Origin of the sequence: Roseimarinus sediminis (genome assembly GCF_050433125.1) — a bacterium.
GTDB classification, from domain to species: Bacteria; Bacteroidota; Bacteroidia; order Bacteroidales; family Prolixibacteraceae; genus Roseimarinus; species Roseimarinus sediminis.
In genome coordinates this window covers 197,658-217,401 of sequence record NZ_JBNPXV010000006.1, presented here as the reverse complement: position 1 = coordinate 217,401, position 19,744 = coordinate 197,658, and the positions used below count along the sequence as shown (strand labels likewise).

Here is a 19,744-nt window from a genome sequence, read left to right as displayed (position 1 = left end):
TACTCGATTTTAAATGATCAAACTTTAATTTCAACTTCAACGCCGCTTGGTAATTCAAGCTTCATTAAGGCGTCGATCGTTTTAGCTGTTGAGCTGTAAATATCAATCAACCTTTTGTATGAGCTCAGCTGGTATTGATCGCGAGACTTTTTGTTCACAAATGTTGAACGCAATACAGTAAAAACTCTTTTGTGAGTAGGCAGCGGAATAGGGCCGCTAACAACTGCTCCTGTAGCTTTTACAGTCTTCACAATCTTTTCAGCCGATTTGTCAACCAGGTTGTGATCGTAAGATTTCAGCTTAATTCTGATTTTTTGACTCATGATGTTTATATCAAATTATAGTAAATCAACACGTCCTTTTGCTTCGGTCAGTACTTCGGTTGCAATGTTCTTTGGTACTTCCTGATAGTGAGAAAATTCCATCGACGAAGTTGCACGACCTGAAGACAATGTACGCAGTACGGTTACATAACCAAACTGCTCGGCCAGTGGCACTTTTGCTTTCAATACGCGGGCACCGGCTTTCGATTCCATGCCTTCAACCTGTCCACGACGGCGGTTAAGGTCTGAAATAATATCACCCATGTATTCTTCGGGAGTTGTAATTTCGACTTTCATGATTGGCTCAAGCAAAGCGGGTTGCGCTTTGGCCGCTGCATGTTTGAATGCCTGTTTGGCACAAATCTCGAACGAGAGCTGGTCGGAGTCTACTGCGTGGTATGAACCGTCGAGCAGGGTTACTTTCAGTGCTTCGACAGTGTAACCGGCCAGCGGTCCGTTAGCCATAGCTTCTTTGAAACCTTTTTCAACCGATGGAATGTATTCGCGAGGTATGTTACCTCCTTTTACTGCATCGACGAATTCAAGGCCGGTTTTTCCTTCTTCAGCAGCTTCCACCTTCACAATGATGTCGGCAAATTTACCGCGACCACCGGTTTGTTTTTTGAAGGTTTCACGCATTTGGATTGAACCTTTAATGGCTTCCTTGTAGGCAACCTGAGGTTTACCCTGATTACATTCCACCTTGAATTCACGACGCAAACGGTCGATGATAATGTCGAGGTGCAATTCACCCATACCACGGATAACGGTTTGTCCGGTTTCGTGGTCGGTATTTACCTGGAATGTTGGATCTTCCTCGGCCAATTTTGAGAGGCCCATTCCGAGTTTATCAAGGTCTTTTTGTGTTTTGGGCTCAACAGCGATTCCGATTACCGGCTCGGGGAACGACATTGACTCCATAACTATTGGATGCTTTGTATCGCAAAGGGTATCCCCGGTACGAGTATCTTTCAGACCTACCACTGCACAAATATCACCTGCTTCAATCACTTCGCGGGGTTGTTGTTTATTGGAGTGCATCTGATAGATACGCGAAATGCGTTCTTTTTTGCGGGTACGTGGGTTAAGATAGGTACCACCACTTTCGAGTTTACCTGAATAAACGCGAACAAAGGTAAGACGCCCTACATAGGGGTCGGTAGCGATTTTAAATGCCAATGCTGAAGTAGGATCGTCAACATCGGGATTGCGTGTAATCACTTCGTCTTCATCGTCGACACTGCGACCTACGAGCTCGCCTTTATCGAGCGGGCTTGAGAGATAGGCACAAACAGCATCCAACATACGCTGAACACCTTTATTTTTAAATGACGAACCGCAAAGTACCGGAATGATAGTACCTGCAATGGTGGCCTTGCGAACCACGACTTTCAATTCATCGGTTGTGATTGTTTCAGGAGCTTCGAAATAACGTTCCATCAAAGCTTCATCGTGTTCGGCACATGCTTCCACCAGCTTTTCACGCCATTCTTCTGCAAGTTCTTTCAAATTATCAGGAATTTCCTGTACTTCGAACTCGCCGATTTCGGTTACGTTATCGGGCCAAACAATGGCTTTCATCTCGATAAGGTCAACGATACCGGTAAAGGTTTCTTCAGCACCAATCGGTATTTGAAGTGGCATTGGGTTTGCACCCAATTTCTCTTTCATTTCATTAACCACATTGAAGAAGTCGGCACCTGAGCGGTCCATTTTATTTACAAAGCCAATACGTGGCACACCATATTTTTCAGCCTGACGCCATACGGTTTCCGACTGGGCTTCTACACCGCCAACGGCACAGAAAAGGGCTACAGCACCATCGAGAATACGGAGTGAACGCTCCACCTCAACAGTGAAGTCAACGTGTCCGGGAGTATCGATGATATTGATTTTGTACTCTTCATCTTTGTAATTCCACTGCGTTGTAGTTGCAGCCGAGGTAATGGTAATACCACGTTCTTGTTCCTGTTCCATCCAGTCCATGGTTGCTGCACCATCGTGTACTTCACCAATGCGGTGAGTTAAGCCGGTGAAGTACAAAATACGCTCGGTAGTTGTTGTTTTACCGGCGTCAATGTGCGCCATGATTCCGATGTTTCGGGTATATTGTAAATCTCTTTTTGCCATTATTTTTACCAATCTTTAACTAATCAACAATTTTAAATACCAACCAATAGCATTAAAATTAAAAACGGAAATGGGCAAAAGCACGGTTTGCTTCCGCCATACGGTGAATTTCTTCTTTCTTCTTGTAAGCTCCACCTTCTTCATTAAATCCAGCCTGGATTTCAGCAGCGAGTTTTTCGCTCATTGAACGTCCGGCACGTTTGCGTGCAAACAGGATCATATTTTTAATGGAAATGGATAATTTTCTTTCAGCGCGGACTTCCATTGGAACCTGAAAGGTAGCACCACCAACACGGCGGCTTTTCACCTCAACCTGGGGAGTAATGTTTTCGAGTGATTTTTTCCAGATCTCAAGTGGGGAGAGTTCTTCATTCTTCATTTTCTGCTCGAGCAAATCCATGGCACCATAGAAAACGCTGTATGCAGTTGTTTTTTTACCGTCGACCATCAGGTCGTTTACAAAACGCGTAACCAGTACGTCGTTAAATCTGGGATCCGGTAAAATGATCCTCTTCTTTGGTTTTGACTTTCTCATTTCTTAAAGTTTGTGTTATCCAAATCGGCTGCTTAAGTAATCTTCAGTTCATCCGTTAATTGCCGGACTCATTTACTCAACCAAACCACAACTTTAAATAACTTTTCAACAAGATTACTTCTTAGGACGTTTGGTTCCGTATTTTGAACGGCGCTGGGTACGTCCTTCAACACCAGCTGTGTCTAACGCTCCGCGAACAATGTGGTAACGCACACCAGGTAAATCTTTCACACGACCACCACGAACCAATACGATTGAGTGTTCCTGAAGATTGTGTCCTTCACCTGGAATGTAGGCATTTACCTCTTTCAGGTTAGTTAACCTCACCCTGGCAACTTTACGCATTGCCGAGTTTGGTTTTTTTGGAGTGGTGGTATAAACACGCACACAAACTCCCCTACGCTGCGGGCAGGAGTCCAACGCTCTTGATTTACTTTTCTCTTCAATCACGCTTCGTCCTTTTCTAACTAACTGTTGAATTGTAGGCATTATACTTCTGTTAAAATTAAAATTACTAGTGTATTATAATTTTTTGTTTATCAGGATTTTAGCAATTCGAAGTCTTTTCGACAAGTCACTTTACTCCTAAAAACGGTTGGCAAAAGTACTAATTTTCAGCAAGAAAAAAATACCATGCCTTACTTTTTTTAGAAAAAGTTCGAAATATAAGCTGGTTTAACTATTTGTGTATTTATCGGTTGTATGCAATCGACTGCCGGCAGACAGGCAATTCGCATCATCGCTCCCCTTAATCGGGCCTTCAATGTTACAAAAGAAGTATGCCCGGCATCACAACTTTTTACAGAAGTGACCACCGGGCATTGCATATATATAATGAGGAAAACGGGGTTAAATGAATCTTAATTAATTGCCCCAGGCACTGATATCAATATCGAGCGACACGGTTGCCTCAGCATCAACGCTGATGCTGTTAAGAAACGAAAGATAGGCATCGAGCATTGAGCCCCACCAGATTTTTCCATCGGGTCCCTTGGTGTATGCCGACATGTGCACTTCATATTCTCCTTCTTCAAGGTAAGGTAAAGTATAGCTTCCATCGGCATTGACCTTCGCACTGCTTACTGCATTAAAGAACTTCACTTTATGGGCACCATAACCAGCGGTTTCGGCGTTCATATTAAAGCTCCCTTTCTTGTAGGCATAAACATATACCTCGATGCTGTCTTCGTTATAGTTTCCTTTAACTTCTCCTTCGATTGATCCGGTATTGCCTTCATTCACCACCCGTACAGCACTGTTAATTTCAGTTTCGGCAATAAAGCGGTACGTTGCTTCGCCATTTTCGGTCGTGTCGCGAACGACGGATTTGCGCAGATCGAAATCGACCACAAGACTGGATGAAGAATCCTTTTTGACTTCAAAATTCTTGTTGAAAGCAATTTCGACTTCACCGGATGCATCGGCCTGCAAATTGTGCTTTTCACCATCGGTGGTGAGCACATAACAGCCAGGACCACTTCCGTTGGCATCATTTTCGTAATCGAGTACCAACGACAATTCATTGTAGGTACCGGCTTCGAGCTCATCGGCGACAAGCAATGTTGCATTTCCACTGTGGTATGCCGAAATCTCGATGGTTTGCTTTGAGAAGCCCGAAAGTGATTTCCCGTCTACTTTTACATCGGCTACTGTTATAAAGGTACCGGCTATGTTGGCGTCATCCGACGGAGCATCTGTCATTTTTACTTCGAGCCTGCCTTGATTTTCAGTATTGGGATCCTCATCCGAGTTACACTGAACCATCAAGAAAGCTACTAAAAACAAACTCATTAGCATTAAAATGTTTTTCCTTTTCATAATCAATGTGTTTTAATAAATATGGGTTAAAAATATGTTCTCATTTGTGATTGAATTTCTGCTAACAGATCGATGCTGTCAGCCACCTGTTCAGGAGTTTTCCCTAATCCTGGATTTCGATCAAAGCATATTTTGAAATCTTCCAGAACGCTTCAGGATCTTTAATCTCAAGTGCAGCAACCAATCCGTCCTTTACTACAAACTGATAGGAACTGTCGGGATGCTCTGAGATGATCTTTGCTCCGCGTGTATTGAGATCGATATGATCGGTTTTACGTATGTCGACTTCGGTAAAATAGTTCTCATCAAAATCTTCTTTTAAAGCTTTGGTTCGGCCCAGCCATAAGAACCCTCCCTTTTTCTGGATCAGTCCAAATTCTTCAAGTTCCTTTTCGGTCCCCAGGGCTAAAAACCCTTTATTTAACAGCGACTCATTTTGACTGATCAAATCGTCCTTTTGCCGAAGCGAGTCCTGGGCAGAAGCAAGCACTTCTTCAAGCACTACAACTTTTTCATTCATTTCCCTGATTTCGACATCACGGGCTTCGATCGCTTTTTGCAAAGCAAGCAACTCGCGGTTTTGTTCATCGATTGTTTTTGACATGCCTGCAATTTTCGCCTTGAAGCTGTTGATCTGCAATCCGGCCTGCTGGATTTTCTTTTCCAGCGCAGCTATTTGCTGATCGCTCTGATCGAGCATCGCATTCACTTCATTAATGGTCGTTAGGATTGCTTCTTTTTGATCGGTACTGCCTTCTTCGTTCATCAGGGTTAACTGATTTCGCTTCTGCCGGATCAATTCAAGATTATCTTCAATTTCATTAAAAGTAGTCACCATGTCGTTTACCACTGAGTCGCGCTTTTCAACCAGCTCATTCAACACAATATTTTCTGACGACAGGTTTTTTATCTTAACAGTTTTTTCACTGATTACATACCACACTGCTGCGGCCGCAATTATAGCAGTAAGAATTATTGCTGTAAAAATGTAATTGCGTTTTTTGTTCGTCTGTTTCTCCATAACAATTGGTTTTAATTGTTTAATGCATGCAAGCAAGTAAACCAAACATGTGCCAAAAAAACAGAAATGCGCTTTGAGCTTGTCTGTCAGGTTATTAGACAAGATGAATGTAGGATAAGCGCGATCAGAATGAGTGAGCAATTCTCAATTTGATAATTGACCGGATCAATTAACAGTTGCTTCCTGATCGTCTTCTTTGAGCATTCGATAAATAGTAGCCACTCCAATATCGAGTTTTTGTGCTACTATTTTAATATTGTTATCGTATTTGTCGAGATAGGATTTAACGATGCGACGGGTATACTCGCGTAGCGTTAAATCAGCGTTAATCAAGCCGGGAAGCATGTCCTCACCTCCCAGTAAAATATGGTCACCAGTAATTTCTTCGTCGTCGGAAAGGGTGACTGCCAATTCAATGACCGACTTAAGTTCCCTGATATTGCCAGGGAAAGCATACGATTTGAGTTTATCAACAGCATTGCTGTTCAATGATTTATATTCCATTTTATTTTCGCGGCAAAAATCTGCAATAAAATGTTTTGAAAGTAAAATCAGATCGTTGCCCCGCTCGCGCAAAGGCGGCAATTCAATGGGCAGCCCATAAAGGCGATAATATAGGTCTTGTCTGAAGTTTCCCTGTTTGACTTCTTCGGCCAGATTTCTGTTTGTTGCAACAATGATTCGGCAGTTAAACTTAACCGGCTTATTACTTCCCAAACGTACTACCTCGCGCTCCTGCAGCGCTCTAAGCAGCTTCGATTGCATGGCAACATCCATTTCGGCCAGTTCGTCGAGAAAGAGGGTACCATCGTTAGCGGCTTCAAAACTTCCAATTCTTCTGGCGGCAGCCCCTGTAAAGGCACCCTTTTCGTGGCCAAAAAGCTCACTTTCGATCAATTCGTTTGGAATGGCAGCAACATTTACAGCAACAAAAGGCTTGTCGGCGTTTTTCGAATTGTAATGGATCGCTTTGGCCACCAATTCTTTTCCTGTACCTGTTTCGCCGGTAATGGTTACGGTAATGTTGGTTCTGACGGCTTTATCAATCAGGTCGTACACTTTCTGCGTTGCCTTGCTATTGCCAATTATGGTATTCTGGTAATTGTATTTCTTTTTAACCTCCTGTCGTAAAGAGCGAATTTCACGTTTCAGACTTTCACCTTTTCTGATATTACTAATGGTGTTGAGCAAGCGCTCTTTAATGTCCTTCGATTTTACGATGTAGTCGTATGCTCCGTACTTGAGTAATTCAACCACCACTTCAATGTCTTCCTGTTCAGAAATAGCCACCACCTGAGTTTCCTCATTTCGGTTTTTGATTTCTTTTAACAAATCGAGTCCTTTGATATCAGGCAGGCGATAATCGATGGTCACAACATCGGGTTGCTCATTAAGGTGTTGTATGCAGTCGGTTCCATTCGTAAACGAAACCACCTCATAATCGGGATTTAATGACAAGTGGTGAACGAGCAAACGGTTATACCAATCGTTATCTTCAACAACAAATATTTTAAATGGATTTTCGTTCATATCAGGTATAACTCGAATTAGTAATAAAAGTTCGTTATGACAAGCAGAAGCATAAAAATAGCATCATTTTATAGGTATAATGAAATTTTATTCATAAAAAAAGGCTCCGTAATGATAAAAAACTTACCATTCGGAGCCACCGGGAAAACTAGCAAAAAGGAAATTCTTAAAATGGAATGGCTACATACACCTGGAAACTCTGGTTTTTGCCATCGCCTAAAAAAGCTTCGTTAAAAGTATTATTGTCTGCCACTTCCTGTAATCCCTGAAGATAACGAAGGCCCAGCTGCAGACTATTTAATCTGATGCGGGCCCCTAATGAAAAGCCCAGGTCATATTCAGCAAAATCTTCACGATCGATTTCCTGTAAAAATTGCATGGTGTTATTTTCATTCTCAATACGGGTTACATAATCCGATCCGATCAGAAAGCCCCAATAAGGTCCGGCTTCCAGGTCGATCATTCCTAAAACATTGTATACAAGGTGGACCGGTACCTGAATATAATTCAGACGCAAACGGGTCAGTGCATCCACTTCGTTAAAAGAATAATTGCGCTCGGCTCCGTTTTGTGTAAAAAGCAGTTCAGGCTGCAAGCTGAATCCCAATGGCAAGGCAGCATTGAACCAAAGACCTGCATGGTATCCCGCTATTGTTTCCAACTCTTCTTCACTGTCGAATTGCAAGCTGGTAAGATTGAGCCCGCCTTTAACACCATAACTTACCGACTGTGCCGTAACACCCAATGACAACATGACCAAAACCACTGTCATTGCATAAGCATAACTTTTATTGATTCTTTTCATATTCATCCTTTCTTTAATAAGTACTTTAAAACCGGCAGATCGCTAATCGGCCACCAGTAGTAATTCAATTAAAATCCGACAAATAGCAGGTGTATTCCTGTCTTTCTTCAGAAAAGCAAATACCCCGGCTTCCTTGCTGGCAAGCGATAACTCGCGTGTTCGAAATTCAGACATCAACACGACCACCGAATCAGGATTGAATTGTCGGACCTGATGCATAATTTTCAAGCCGTTTAGATTTTCTTCGAGGGAATAATCGACAAACAAAACGATATTGCTGTCGGTAAAGCTTTCTTTGGATAAATCCTGCAGAAATGAATTTCCTCTTACATAAGAATGAATTCCAATTTTTCCCTCCAGCTCTGGAAGATCAAAACGCACCTTTTCGATCTCATAACGCAATAAACGGTTGAAATACTCATCATCATCAACAATCACAATGTTTACAGTATCTTTCTCCTCAAACAAGCGTTGATAAACCATAAACTGCTCGGGCCTGGATATGTTTTGTTTCTGCGTTTTCATGACAGCACCTTTTCAATAGGTGTACCAAAAAAACCAAGGAAGCCCAACAATCATTAAGCTACTGATTTATTGCCAATAACAAAAAAACAACAAATAAGACCTGCTGCGTGTGTTTATCAAATTGATAAGAAGAATTTAAATTTGAGAGTTTCAGTTCTGCAGAACCTGCTCCAACTGTTGATGAATGTCGGCAAGCTGCCTTTCCACTTCATCGATCAGTTGATTCAGTGCTGAAATTTCCTTTTGCCCGCCAAGCGATTTCAGCTCGATGGTTTTAAGCAGATGATATAGTTGCATGGCTTGCAGGTGTTTGCATGGTGCCGCCATTTTATGTGCAGTGTCGGCTAGCAATTGATATTTTTGCTCATGCAGTGCTTCTTTTAAAGCATTTAAATCAGCGCTAGAAGAGCGAATAAAAATCTCAATCATTTCGCGAATAAAACGAACATCACCATCGGCCTGTCGTTCGAGATCGCTTAAATCGAAGGGGCTCAAGCGGTCTGTTTTTGTATTGTGTTGCTCCATATCGATCTGAACAGGAAGCACTTCAGCTATTTTGTTTAACAATTCACTTTCGGTAAAAGGCTTCATCAGTACTCCTTTCATCCCGGCTTCAAAACAGCGGTTTAATTCTTCCCCATCGCTTGTTCCGGTGAAGGCCAAAATTATAAGATCAACTTTCCGGGCAAGGATTTGCCTGGCCGCCTCCATCCCGTTCAGCCCGGGCATTCTCAAATCAAATAGCAACAAATCGTAATCATTTTCCAGGGCCATTGCTACCGCTTCGCTCCCATTTTTGGCGACGGTACATTTCACTTCCCACTTTTTGAAAATTCCTTCCAATAAAAAACGGTTGTATTCTTCGTCGTCGGCAATCAGAACAGTCAGTTTTTTGATTTCATCGGGTATAAAAAGAGAAAGTTCATCACCTGCCTGCTGCAGAAGTTCAGCTGATCCTTCGTGGTAAGGAATCCAAAAACGGACGGTGGTTCCCTGTCCCGGTGTACTTTCCACATTGACCGCTCCGCCCTGAAGTTCGGTAAGACTTTTAACAATGGCCAGGCCCAGACCTGTTCCACCGTATTTCTGAATTCTGTTTGCTTCAACCTGCTGAAATTCTTCAAAAATCAATTCCAGGTTATCCTTTGAGATACCAATACCGGTGTCGCTTACAGCAACACTTAGCTGATAAATGCCGTCGGTATTTAACTGACATTCTACTTCAAGCCTTATACTACCCTTTTCGGTAAACTTAATGGCATTGCTTAGTATATTGATAAGTATTTGTCGCAAACGTACGGGGTCGCCAATCAATGCAGGAGGCAAGGCATTGTTCAGGATCAGTCTCAAATCGATGTTCTTGTTGCGGGCATCGTTTCGATGGATGGCCATTACCTCTTCAAGCACAGCGACAGGCGAAAAATGAAGCTGCTCAATTTTCAGCTTGTCGGCCTGTATCTTAGAAAAATCGAGCGTATCGTTAACCACCGTTTTTAAATGAGCGACCGATTTTAAAAGGTAACTCAGGTATTCCGAACGCCTCTTTTCATCGTAGGTATTCCGAAGCTGGTCGCTCAAGCCATAAATTGCATTTACCGGCGATCGGATTTCGTGACTCACATTGGCAACAAAGCTTTCGCGTGCCCTGGTTAATTTTTCGGCTTCTGTTTTTGCTTTCCTGAGGGCTTGCTGATAAATCCGGCTTTTTTTCAGGTGACTGATAACCATATAAATTACAATAAGCAACAACAAAACAGCAGTTGCCGAAAAGATGGCCAGCCGGCGATAGGTCAGTTTTGCCAGGCGGTCGGCTTCTTCGGTTTTATAAATCAGCTTGTCCTGCTCTCTTTTTTCAATGCTGGCCAAAAGCCGGTATACTTCGCCGGTGATTTGTTTGTTTCGCTCAAGAAGTTTTGATTCAAGCAACTTCATTTCTTCGGTGCGCGATAAAAGTTGGCTTTCGATGTGCTGAATTTCACTTTTTAATTCGTCTTTCTCAATTTGCTTTTCAACTACTTCAAAATGAGCTGTGGTATCCTCTTTGCCAAACAGGCGCTTAAAAAAACTGGCCCGGGGTGCTTCCACCTGTATGGTATCGAGCCGGGGACGTTCGAGTGATTCATAGATGCCACTAAACTGCTCTTTCAGGTCGTCGCGCGAAAGGTTAAGTTCGAGCACTTCGTCCCAAAGCAGCAGTTTATCGGAAATAAACAGGCATGACGAATCGATCAGTGCATCGCGTTCTGCCTGTTTTTCATTGCTGCTGAGCAGCGCTTCGAGTTGCCGCTCTGTTGTTGTTTTTAATTGCTGGTATTCGTTGAAGTTTTGCTGGGCTCCGGTGATAATAAACAGCCTGACCTGATTTTCAATTTCATTTGAATTGGCCACAAGGTCTTTAATCATCAACAACTTATAGTCGGGACGTGCCTCCTGGTGAATCGAATACACAATCTCGGACAAGCTACGGTAAGCCCAATACCCCGATGCGATGACTGTTGATACAATAACCAGCGCAAGTAAAACGATCTTTATTTCAAGTTGATTAATTTTCATCCTGCAGGTATCAAAAAGTGATCAGGTGCAGACATGGAATCTGTCCTCATAAAAGCTTCGAACTGTTGGTTATTTAAGCACAAGCTCCGGTGCGTCAATTTTACTTTACTTCATCAAATAAGTTTTCTCTTCCAAAGCTATTACCTTTTCTTTAATTCTGGTCTGTTTGATGCCGTTTTTTATACTGGCTTGGCGATTCACCGTATTGCTCCTTAAACTGCTTGCTAAAATAACGGCTGTCGTTAAACCCAATTTTGAAGGCGGTTTCATTGACATTGTAGCCGTTTTCGAGCATTTGTGCTGCAATCTTCAGCTTCACTTCACGCATCAGTTCAATGGGGCTTAAACCGGTCAGGCTTTTAATTTTATTGTAAAAAACGGTTCGACTCACACAGGAATATTCAACCAGGGTACTGATTGACAGTTTGGGATCATTGTAGTTTTCTTCTATGTAGGCGACTATGTTGTCAAGAAATTCGCGGTTGCGTGAGTTAATTTTAAGGTCGGTCACTTCAACATTGCCCGTATGCCGGTACTTTGCAAGAATGAGCCTGCGTTGTTCAAGCAGGTTCATTATCATCGAATGCAGCAACTGCATGTTAAATGGTTTCAGCACATAGGCTTCGGCACCTGAATCGATCCCCTGGATCTGATCATCGATGCCTGTTTTGGCCGTCAGTAAAATCACAGGAATGTGGCAGGTATTAAAATCGTCTTTCAGTTGACGGGTCATTTCAATGCCATCGGTCCCGGGCATCATTACATCCGAAATAATCAGATCGGGATGGTATTGCTGAGCCTGCAAAAGACCTTCGCGTCCGTTGGTGGCAGTAAGTATTAAAAAGTCGACCGAAAGGGCATCGCTTATGTATTGTAGTATCTCCAGATTATCTTCTACGATGAGCACTACCTGCTTTTCGCCCTGTGGCTGTTTATTTTGGCCATCGACAACATCGGATGAAACTGCCTGTGATTCGTCGAGCCATGTCTTTGACATCAATGGAAACTCCTGTGGTTCATCAGCAAAGACCACATGCTCTTTTTCTTCAAAGTACTTCTTCCCGCTTTTAAGAACGATGGTAAACTCGCATCCTTTTCCGCTTACATTCTCCACTTTTATTTCACCACCATGCAACCTTACTATTTCATATGAAAGATTCAGGCCAATGCCGGTTCCTGTTTGATTGGCCGTGTTGTTACTCAATATGGTGTAACGATTAAACAATAAGGGAATGTCCTTGCTGCGGATACCAGGTCCGCCATCTGCTATCTTAATATGCACCTCTCCTTTTTCGGTCAGCTCTTCCACCACAACACTGACTGCATGTTCTGCCGGAGTAAATTTGAATGCGTTGGAAAGGATATTAAAAATAACTGAATCGAGGCGATGAGGATCGGCCCACACTTCAATCGCCTGTTGATGATGCCCGAAGGTAAAATCGATTTTTTTATGACGTGCGAGGGGAACAAAACTGTCGTAGATGTTTCGTGTAAATTCAATCACATCGAGTGGCTGTACCTTCAGTACCATCTTTTTGTTCTGCACTTTTCGAAAATCGAGTAACTGATTGAGAAGATGAAGCATCCGCTGACCGTTCTTTTGCATCAATGCCAGGGTCGAACGATATTCAACCGGAAATTTTCTGTCGGCCAGCACATCTTCAATCGGACCAAGTATGAGGGTGAGCGGTGTACGTATTTCGTGCGAAAGGTTGGTGAAGAATTGCAGCTTTAGTTCGTGGACAGCCTTTTCGATTCGAAGCTGATTTCTGTAACTATTGATTCGGATGACCACCCGGCTTACCAGGAAGGTACCCACCACAAATACTACCAGGTACACGATGTAAGCAAAATTGGTTTGCCACCAGGGAGGCATAATGGTAAGAGACAATTGTGATTCGTCGCTGGCCCAGTTGCCATTCCATAAAGCCGATTTAACCCTGAAAATGTAATGACCCGGCTTCAGGTTGGTGTAAGTTGCCTTTCGGGCGTTTCCAACATAATTCCAGTCCTCGTCGAAATTCTCAAGAAAGAAAGCATATTGAGTCTTCGACTGATCGATGAAATTCATGGCCGCAAATTCGATACTAAAACTTGACTGATTGTATTTCAACTCAATTGCGTCGGTATAAGTGATCGATTGCTTTAGCGGCGATTCGGGGGTATGAACGTCAACATCCTTATTAAAAAGCTGAAAATTAGTAAATGCAACCGTTGTTGCAAGGTGCCTGCTCTTAATTTTTAAAGGATCAATAACTTCAAAGCCTTTGGCACTTCCAAAAACCAGTCGTCCATCGCGGGTTGTAAGGCAGGTATTTTCAGAAAAATTATTGGTGGCCATGCTGTTCGATTTGTTGAAATTCTCAAAAGTTTCATTCAACTGATCAAAGCGCGAGAGCCCATTCTCGGTGCTTAGCCAGATATAGCCCTGCTGATCCTGTGTGATACCAAATACATCGTTATTAATCAAACCGTCGATGCTTGAATAATGCTCGAAAACACCTGTCTCGCGCATGCGATTGACTCCACCACCAAAGGTTCCGAACCACAGTTGTTGGTTTACATCTTCGAAGATATGGACGACATCGTTATAGCTTAAGCTATTCGGGTTCTGGGGATCGCGAAAAAAACGTTCAAATGAATAACTTCCCTGTGGCAAATATCCGCTCGTTAATTTATTCAATCCAAAGGTGGTAGCCACCCAAAGGTTGTTTTGATGATCAAAAGCCAAATCTCGTACCATGTCGTTCGACAAGTTTGAATTGAGCGTATTGATTGTTTGGAATTTCAAAGCTTTCAGTTTGTCAGATCTGGTAACCGACAAACCCCCACCATAAGTACCAATCCAGATATTCCCCTGCTCATCTTCCGCCAGGCTGTAAATATCATCGCTACAGAGCGATGTGGTGTCACCAGCGTCATGCCGGTAACGCAAAAAGTTAATTTTACTGTAGTTCGAATACTCACGAATTGGTTTTTCCGACACAGCAATTCCTGCCCCTTTGCTTCCCAGCCACATGTGTCCGTGTTGATCTTCCATCATGGTATAAACATTGTAAACCAGGTCGCCCACTGGTTGAAAAGGGTAAGCTAAAGCCGGTTGAATAAGCTGCAGTTCCTTATTGTAAATTTTAATGCTTCCTCCTTTTGATGCAACCCACAAATTTTCGTTACCATCTTCAAGCACGGCCCTCACCATGTTCTCCATGTCGTCTTCGTAATTACGACTAAACTGTACAGACGTAAATGCGGGATTACGCATAATTACCCTGTTAAGACCTCCCTGCAATCCTGCACCAACCCATAATGTTCCATGTTGATCTTCGGTCATGCACATTACCGTGTTTGAACTGATCGATTTCGGATCGGAAGGATCACTCCGGTAAAAAACGAAGTAATCGTCATCACGCTGATATTGAGCCAGACCTCCTCCATGCACACAAATCCATAACTGTTTATTATTGTCTTCATAAAAATAGGGTCGTTCCTTATCCGATAAATAACGATAATCAGGCGGTGTCAAATCGAAATGTTTGCTTTCGCCAGTGAACTGGTTGACCTGCTTTACCCCAAATTTACCGGTAGTAACCCACAATACCCCTTCAAAATCTTCAAATAGCTTATCGATGCGTTCCTCATCGACTGTTGCCTGCAACCAATGTTTAGCCATTGGTTGATAAATAAATAATCCGGCAGTACCGATCAGCACATTACCTTTTGAGCTTAACTTGAGTAAATCAATCTTGTTGCTGCCAAGCGGGGTATTATCTTTATTCAGGACAAAATAAGAACGGCTGTCGAGGTTGTAAACAACAATGCCACTGTTGCTGGTCGCCAGCCATACTTCGTTATTGAATGCCACAGCCGAGGTAAAATTCATTTCGGGGAAAAAATGACCAAAATAAAAATTACCTTCCCTGTTATTTTCCTTTTTCAAAACGTTCAACCCATTGCGGGTGCCTATGTAAAGGTTACTGTCACGGTCGGCAACAATAAAACGGATGTCGTTATTCGAAACAGCAAATTGACCGCGGCTAAGAAACTGATTGCTCTGGTAAGTATCATTTATAGAATCATACCTTAGCCTGTATACGCCCGAATTGGATGAGCCCAGCCACAACTCTTCAGGTGTATGCTGATAAAAATAGTTGATCCTGCTGTACTTTTCCTCAAGGTTGATCTGATAATTTGGCAGTGTGGAAAACGACTCGGTGCGTGGATTCATGTAGTGGTAGTATCCGTCGTAGGTTTCGAACCACAAAAACTGCTGTTCGTCTTCCCAAATTGAAACGACCCGGTTATTGGTAAAAATCTCTGGTTTTCCGATGGTATTCTGATAAATTTTAAACTGATAACCATCGTAACGGTTTAAACCATTCATGGTTCCGATCCATAAAAAACCCCTGCTATCGCAATGGATGCTGGTGATGGTATTTTGTGACAGGCCGTCGTCGGTATCAAAATATTCAAAACGTTCAATTTCGTCTGCGCTCATGCACAAAGAATGAAGCAATAATAAAAACAACAAAAGGATATGAATACTGAAAATATACTTCACTGAATTATTTGTTAGCATATGCTTCATAAATTTAAAAATCAATGCCGGATGTTTCTTTTTTTTGTCCAAGAAGTAAGTTAAAAATGTTGACGCATTCAGGCTGCTTTTATTACCATAAAATACATCAATACCAACAAACATCAATTGTTTCAAAAATAGATAATTTATCTGGAAATTAACGATATTAAGTCCAATATCGTCAGCTTTATTGACCAAACAAACATCAATTTCACTTCCTGCATCTAAAACATGTTCTGATAAAATACCTATGGTTTTTAAGCAATTTATCATACAACACTCAAGTCACTGATTTCTATTTTTGATCAGCCGTTGATCGAACATTATTTTAAACCCAATCTGAAATCGATGTACAATATGACAAAAACACCAGTGGAAATGATTTACATTTTTCTTAATTTTACCACTGAATTTAAATTTTTAACACACCAGGGGTATCATCTAATCCCGAAGAAAGCAAACAGTCGTTGAGTATTTTTACAACACGAACCTGCTGTTTGATATCGGCAGTCGACACACGAATGAACAGCGGGACAAAGGCATAAAGTACGCCAATAATGGCTTATTAAACAAAAAACCATACTTTTTAAGATAATACATCTACTGCTATGAAGTGTAATAGTTCTTAATTTTGATAATTCTTAATCAAGAGGTGATCTAATTTTTATTTGAATAATCTAACTTTTATATTCAGCAATATGAATTTAAACAAAATTACCAGACTGGTATCCATCACAATTTTCTTAAGTTTTATTGGGATGGTTGCTTTTGCTCAGGAAAAATCAATTACCGGAAAGGTTGCCGATGCCAACGGCGAACCTCTGGTTGGTGTTTCGGTAGTAATACAAGGAACAACAACGGGTACTGTTACCAATTTTGATGGAGAATATTCCCTGTTGGCCGCAGCAGGAAATTCACTCCAATTTTCATTCATCGGTTTTGTAACGCAAACCATTGAGATCGGCAATCAAGCTGAAATCAATGTAGTTATGGAAGAACAGGCGACCGACCTGGATGAAGTTGTTGTAGTTGGTTACGGCACCATGAAAAAATCGGACCTCACCGGCTCGGTTGGATCAATAAGCACCGAATCGCTGGTAGAAAAAGGTTCTCCTTCAGTGCTCGAATCGATGCAGGGATCGGTACCGGGTGTAAATATTACCCAAAGCGGTGGACGTAACCAGGCTGGATTTGATATCCAGATCAGGGGACAATCTTCTATCAATGGCAACGTTACACCTTTGTATGTGGTGGATGGGGTCATCACCGGAGACATCGATTTTTTAAATCCACAGGACATCGAACGCATCGACATTCTTAAAGATGCCTCGTCGACCGCCATCTACGGATCGCGTGCTACTGCCGGTGTGGTGCAGGTTACAACCAAAAGCGGTTCATCGGCCGGTAAGCAGGCCGGTACGAAACCGGTAATCAGCTACGATGCCTATTATGGCATGGCACAAATTGCCCGCATGCCTGACTTCATGGACGGACAGGAATTCTACAACTTCCGTTTTCTGGAATTTATTTCTACTTCTGATGCGGCTTCACAACCAGTTTACCGATTACTCAATACCGATCACCAGCAAGGACTGCTTTTTGATGGTACCAGTAAATATGTGATGAAAGAATCGATCTTATCAGATCAGATATACGACTGGCCATCGATGGTAACTCAAAACAGCACAGAACAAAACCACTACCTTTCGGTTAGCGGCAGCGGCGAAGCAGTAAACTATCATTTTGGTGTTGGCTTAAACCAAAATGAAGGCACTTTTGTAGGAGACAAACAAAACCGTTTCAACCTCAAAGGGAGTATTGACACCGAAATCAATAAGTATTTCTCGGCAGGGATCAATTTTAACCTGAGTCATTCACAAAGCGATTACGGAAGTGATAGCGGAATTGCTGTAGGTTTTAGAATGAACCCTTTTAACCGCCCATACAACAGCGAAGGCGAATACAATGTACGACCTGGTAACTATGAAGCAATGGGTACTGCATCCAACCAGTTTACCGATGCATACAACCCACTGGTTTTCCTCGAAGATGAAAGCAAGGAAAGAAACAACTACCGCGTACTGGGGAATGTGTATCTTGAAGCACGTCCCATCAAAAACCTGACGCTGAAAACAACCTTCTCTCCCAATTATGCTCATTCGAGAACCGGAGAATATACCGGAAGTGCAACCGGCGGAACACCTACAGCCTATTACACTTCGACCGAAAGCTTCGACTGGACATGGGATAACATCATTAACTACAGTCTGACTTCAGGCGATCATTCATTTGGCGCCATGGGACTTTTCAGCATGAACTCATACAACCATGAACGGTTCTATATGGAAACCATCAATCCAACTGTAGGAACAACGTGGTACAATCTGGGCTCAGGCGAAATGCAGGAGTACAGCTCGGCCTACAATGAAAACAGTCTGATTTCGTATGCCCTGCGTGCCAATTATTCGTACAAGGGAAAATACATGCTTACCGCCACTGTACGTACCGACGGTTCGTCCAAGTTCAGCGAAGGCCACCGCTGGGGAACCTTCCCATCGGCTGCTTTGGCATGGCGTGCTTCGGAAGAAGACTTCATGGACATAGACTGGCTTACCAACCTGAAACTGCGCTTAAGCTATGGTGTAACGGGTAACAACTCGGGTATTGGAAATTATGCCACACAAACTACCGGAGCAGGTCCAAATTATTACGCTTTTGGCAATAATGTAGCCAATGGATACTATCCTAGTGGTGTTGTCAACAGCGCCCTTTCATGGGAAACATCGTACGAAACCAACTTTGGCTTCGATTTTGGCCTTTACAAAAACCGGATCAACGGTACTTTCGATATTTATAACAAAGACTCAAAAGATTTGCTGTACATCAGGTCACTCCCACTGGTATCAGGTGGTGGCGAACTCACCGACAACATTGGTAATGTACGCAATCAGGGTGTTGAGATCTCGCTGAACACCATTAACATTCAAACCAGAGATCTTACCTGGGAAACAAAATTTGCTTTTGCTGCCAACAAAAACCGCGTGTTGGAGATTAACGGCACCAGCGATTTTGTAATCGATAACGACGATCCGATCACCAATTCATTATTCACCAATGAGCCGGTAAACAATATCTACGCTTACGGATGGGATGGAATTGTTTCTGACCGGATGATGACTGTTCCCGATAATGAAGCTGCAACAAAAGGTGGTTTTTCTCCGGGCGAACAGGTTATGGAAGCCGATTATTACTATGCTGTTTATGGTTGGAATGAAGGAATGCCAATTATTGAGGACCTGAATAACGATGGAGTAATTGATGCCGATAATGACAAAAAAATATACGGAAGCCAGGATCCTGCATGGACAGGCAATATCAGCACTTCGCTCAGGTATAAGAACTGGGATTTCTCCCTTTCGGTTTACACCAAACAAAACTACGTAGTGTATTCAAACTTCCTGTATGAGTACTACAATTACGCCTACAGAGGCTACCAGCACCTGAACATGAATTACTATATTCCTGCAGGTACCATTGTTGATGTTGATGCGGTTACCGACGACGGAGTATATGTAAATCCTGTTTATCAGGAACAAACACACTATGGTGAATTTCCTTTCCCCAACGGTTCTACCAATAATTATGGTGCCGGATCGCTTTGGCTCGATAAAGGAAACAGCAACCTGGCAAGTATAGTCGATGCTTCGTACTGGAAGGTGAAGTACATTATGCTGGGCTACAATGTACCCAAAGCCACTTTGAATAAAATTGGCGTTCAACGCCTTCGTGTTTATCTGAACATAACCGATCCGTTTGTGTTCACCAACTATAAAGGCTTCGACCCCGAATGGGCCAGCACCGAAAACAGAAACGACGGACCAAGTACCATCACCTATCAGCTTGGAATTAACTTAAAGTTCTAATACGA

At 42.5% G+C, this 19,744-nt stretch carries 12 protein-coding genes; 1 reads left to right on the top strand and 11 read right to left on the bottom strand.

What is annotated here, in order from left to right; translation table 11 throughout:
• Positions 1-17: 17 nt before the first annotated feature.
• The 11 genes from rpsJ to FHS86_RS09660 form a co-directional block, all read right to left on the bottom strand.
• The gene (rpsJ, locus tag FHS86_RS09710) at positions 18-323 is read right to left on the bottom strand and encodes a 30S ribosomal protein S10 (protein WP_429412811.1); all 306 of its coding nucleotides are present in this window, start codon (positions 321-323) and stop codon (positions 18-20) included.
• A 15-nt stretch (positions 324-338) separates the two neighbouring features.
• On the bottom strand, positions 339-2,453 hold the full coding sequence (gene fusA, locus FHS86_RS09705; protein ID WP_429412810.1) for an elongation factor G: 2,115 nt from the start codon (positions 2,451-2,453) through the stop codon (positions 339-341).
• A gap of 58 nt (positions 2,454-2,511) precedes the next feature.
• Entirely contained in the window at positions 2,512-2,988 is a 477-nt protein-coding gene (gene rpsG / locus FHS86_RS09700; protein WP_429412809.1) for a 30S ribosomal protein S7, read from the bottom strand.
• Positions 2,989-3,102: 114 nt separating this feature from the next.
• On the bottom strand, positions 3,103-3,477 hold the full coding sequence (gene rpsL / locus FHS86_RS09695; protein ID WP_429412808.1) for a 30S ribosomal protein S12: 375 nt from the start codon (positions 3,475-3,477) through the stop codon (positions 3,103-3,105).
• Between the two features lie 375 nt (positions 3,478-3,852).
• On the bottom strand, positions 3,853-4,806 hold the full coding sequence (locus tag FHS86_RS09690; RefSeq protein WP_429412807.1) for a DUF4382 domain-containing protein: 954 nt from the start codon (positions 4,804-4,806) through the stop codon (positions 3,853-3,855).
• A 103-nt stretch (positions 4,807-4,909) separates the two neighbouring features.
• Positions 4,910-5,827, bottom strand: coding sequence for a Cbp1 family collagen-binding glycoprotein adhesin (locus FHS86_RS09685; RefSeq protein ID WP_429412806.1), 918 nt, complete (start codon positions 5,825-5,827; stop codon positions 4,910-4,912).
• Between the two features lie 165 nt (positions 5,828-5,992).
• Complete coding sequence (locus FHS86_RS09680) at positions 5,993-7,357, bottom strand: sigma-54-dependent transcriptional regulator (RefSeq protein WP_429412805.1); 1,365 nt, start codon at positions 7,355-7,357, stop codon at positions 5,993-5,995.
• A 166-nt stretch (positions 7,358-7,523) separates the two neighbouring features.
• Positions 7,524-8,162, bottom strand: coding sequence for a porin family protein (locus FHS86_RS09675; RefSeq protein ID WP_429412804.1), 639 nt, complete (start codon positions 8,160-8,162; stop codon positions 7,524-7,526).
• 42 nt (positions 8,163-8,204) lie between these two features.
• Complete coding sequence (locus tag FHS86_RS09670; protein ID WP_429412803.1) at positions 8,205-8,687, bottom strand: response regulator; 483 nt, start codon at positions 8,685-8,687, stop codon at positions 8,205-8,207.
• Positions 8,688-8,837: 150 nt separating this feature from the next.
• On the bottom strand, positions 8,838-11,240 hold the full coding sequence (locus FHS86_RS09665; protein WP_429412802.1) for a hybrid sensor histidine kinase/response regulator: 2,403 nt from the start codon (positions 11,238-11,240) through the stop codon (positions 8,838-8,840).
• A gap of 151 nt (positions 11,241-11,391) precedes the next feature.
• Positions 11,392-15,735, bottom strand: a complete 4,344-nt coding sequence (locus tag FHS86_RS09660) for a hybrid sensor histidine kinase/response regulator transcription factor (RefSeq protein WP_429412801.1) — start codon at positions 15,733-15,735, stop codon at positions 11,392-11,394.
• A 779-nt stretch (positions 15,736-16,514) separates the two neighbouring features.
• On the opposite strand from FHS86_RS09660, the gene FHS86_RS09655 reads away from it, so the two are divergent.
• The gene (locus FHS86_RS09655) at positions 16,515-19,739 is read left to right on the top strand and encodes a SusC/RagA family TonB-linked outer membrane protein (protein ID WP_429412800.1); all 3,225 of its coding nucleotides are present in this window, start codon (positions 16,515-16,517) and stop codon (positions 19,737-19,739) included.
• Positions 19,740-19,744 lie beyond the last annotated feature (5 nt).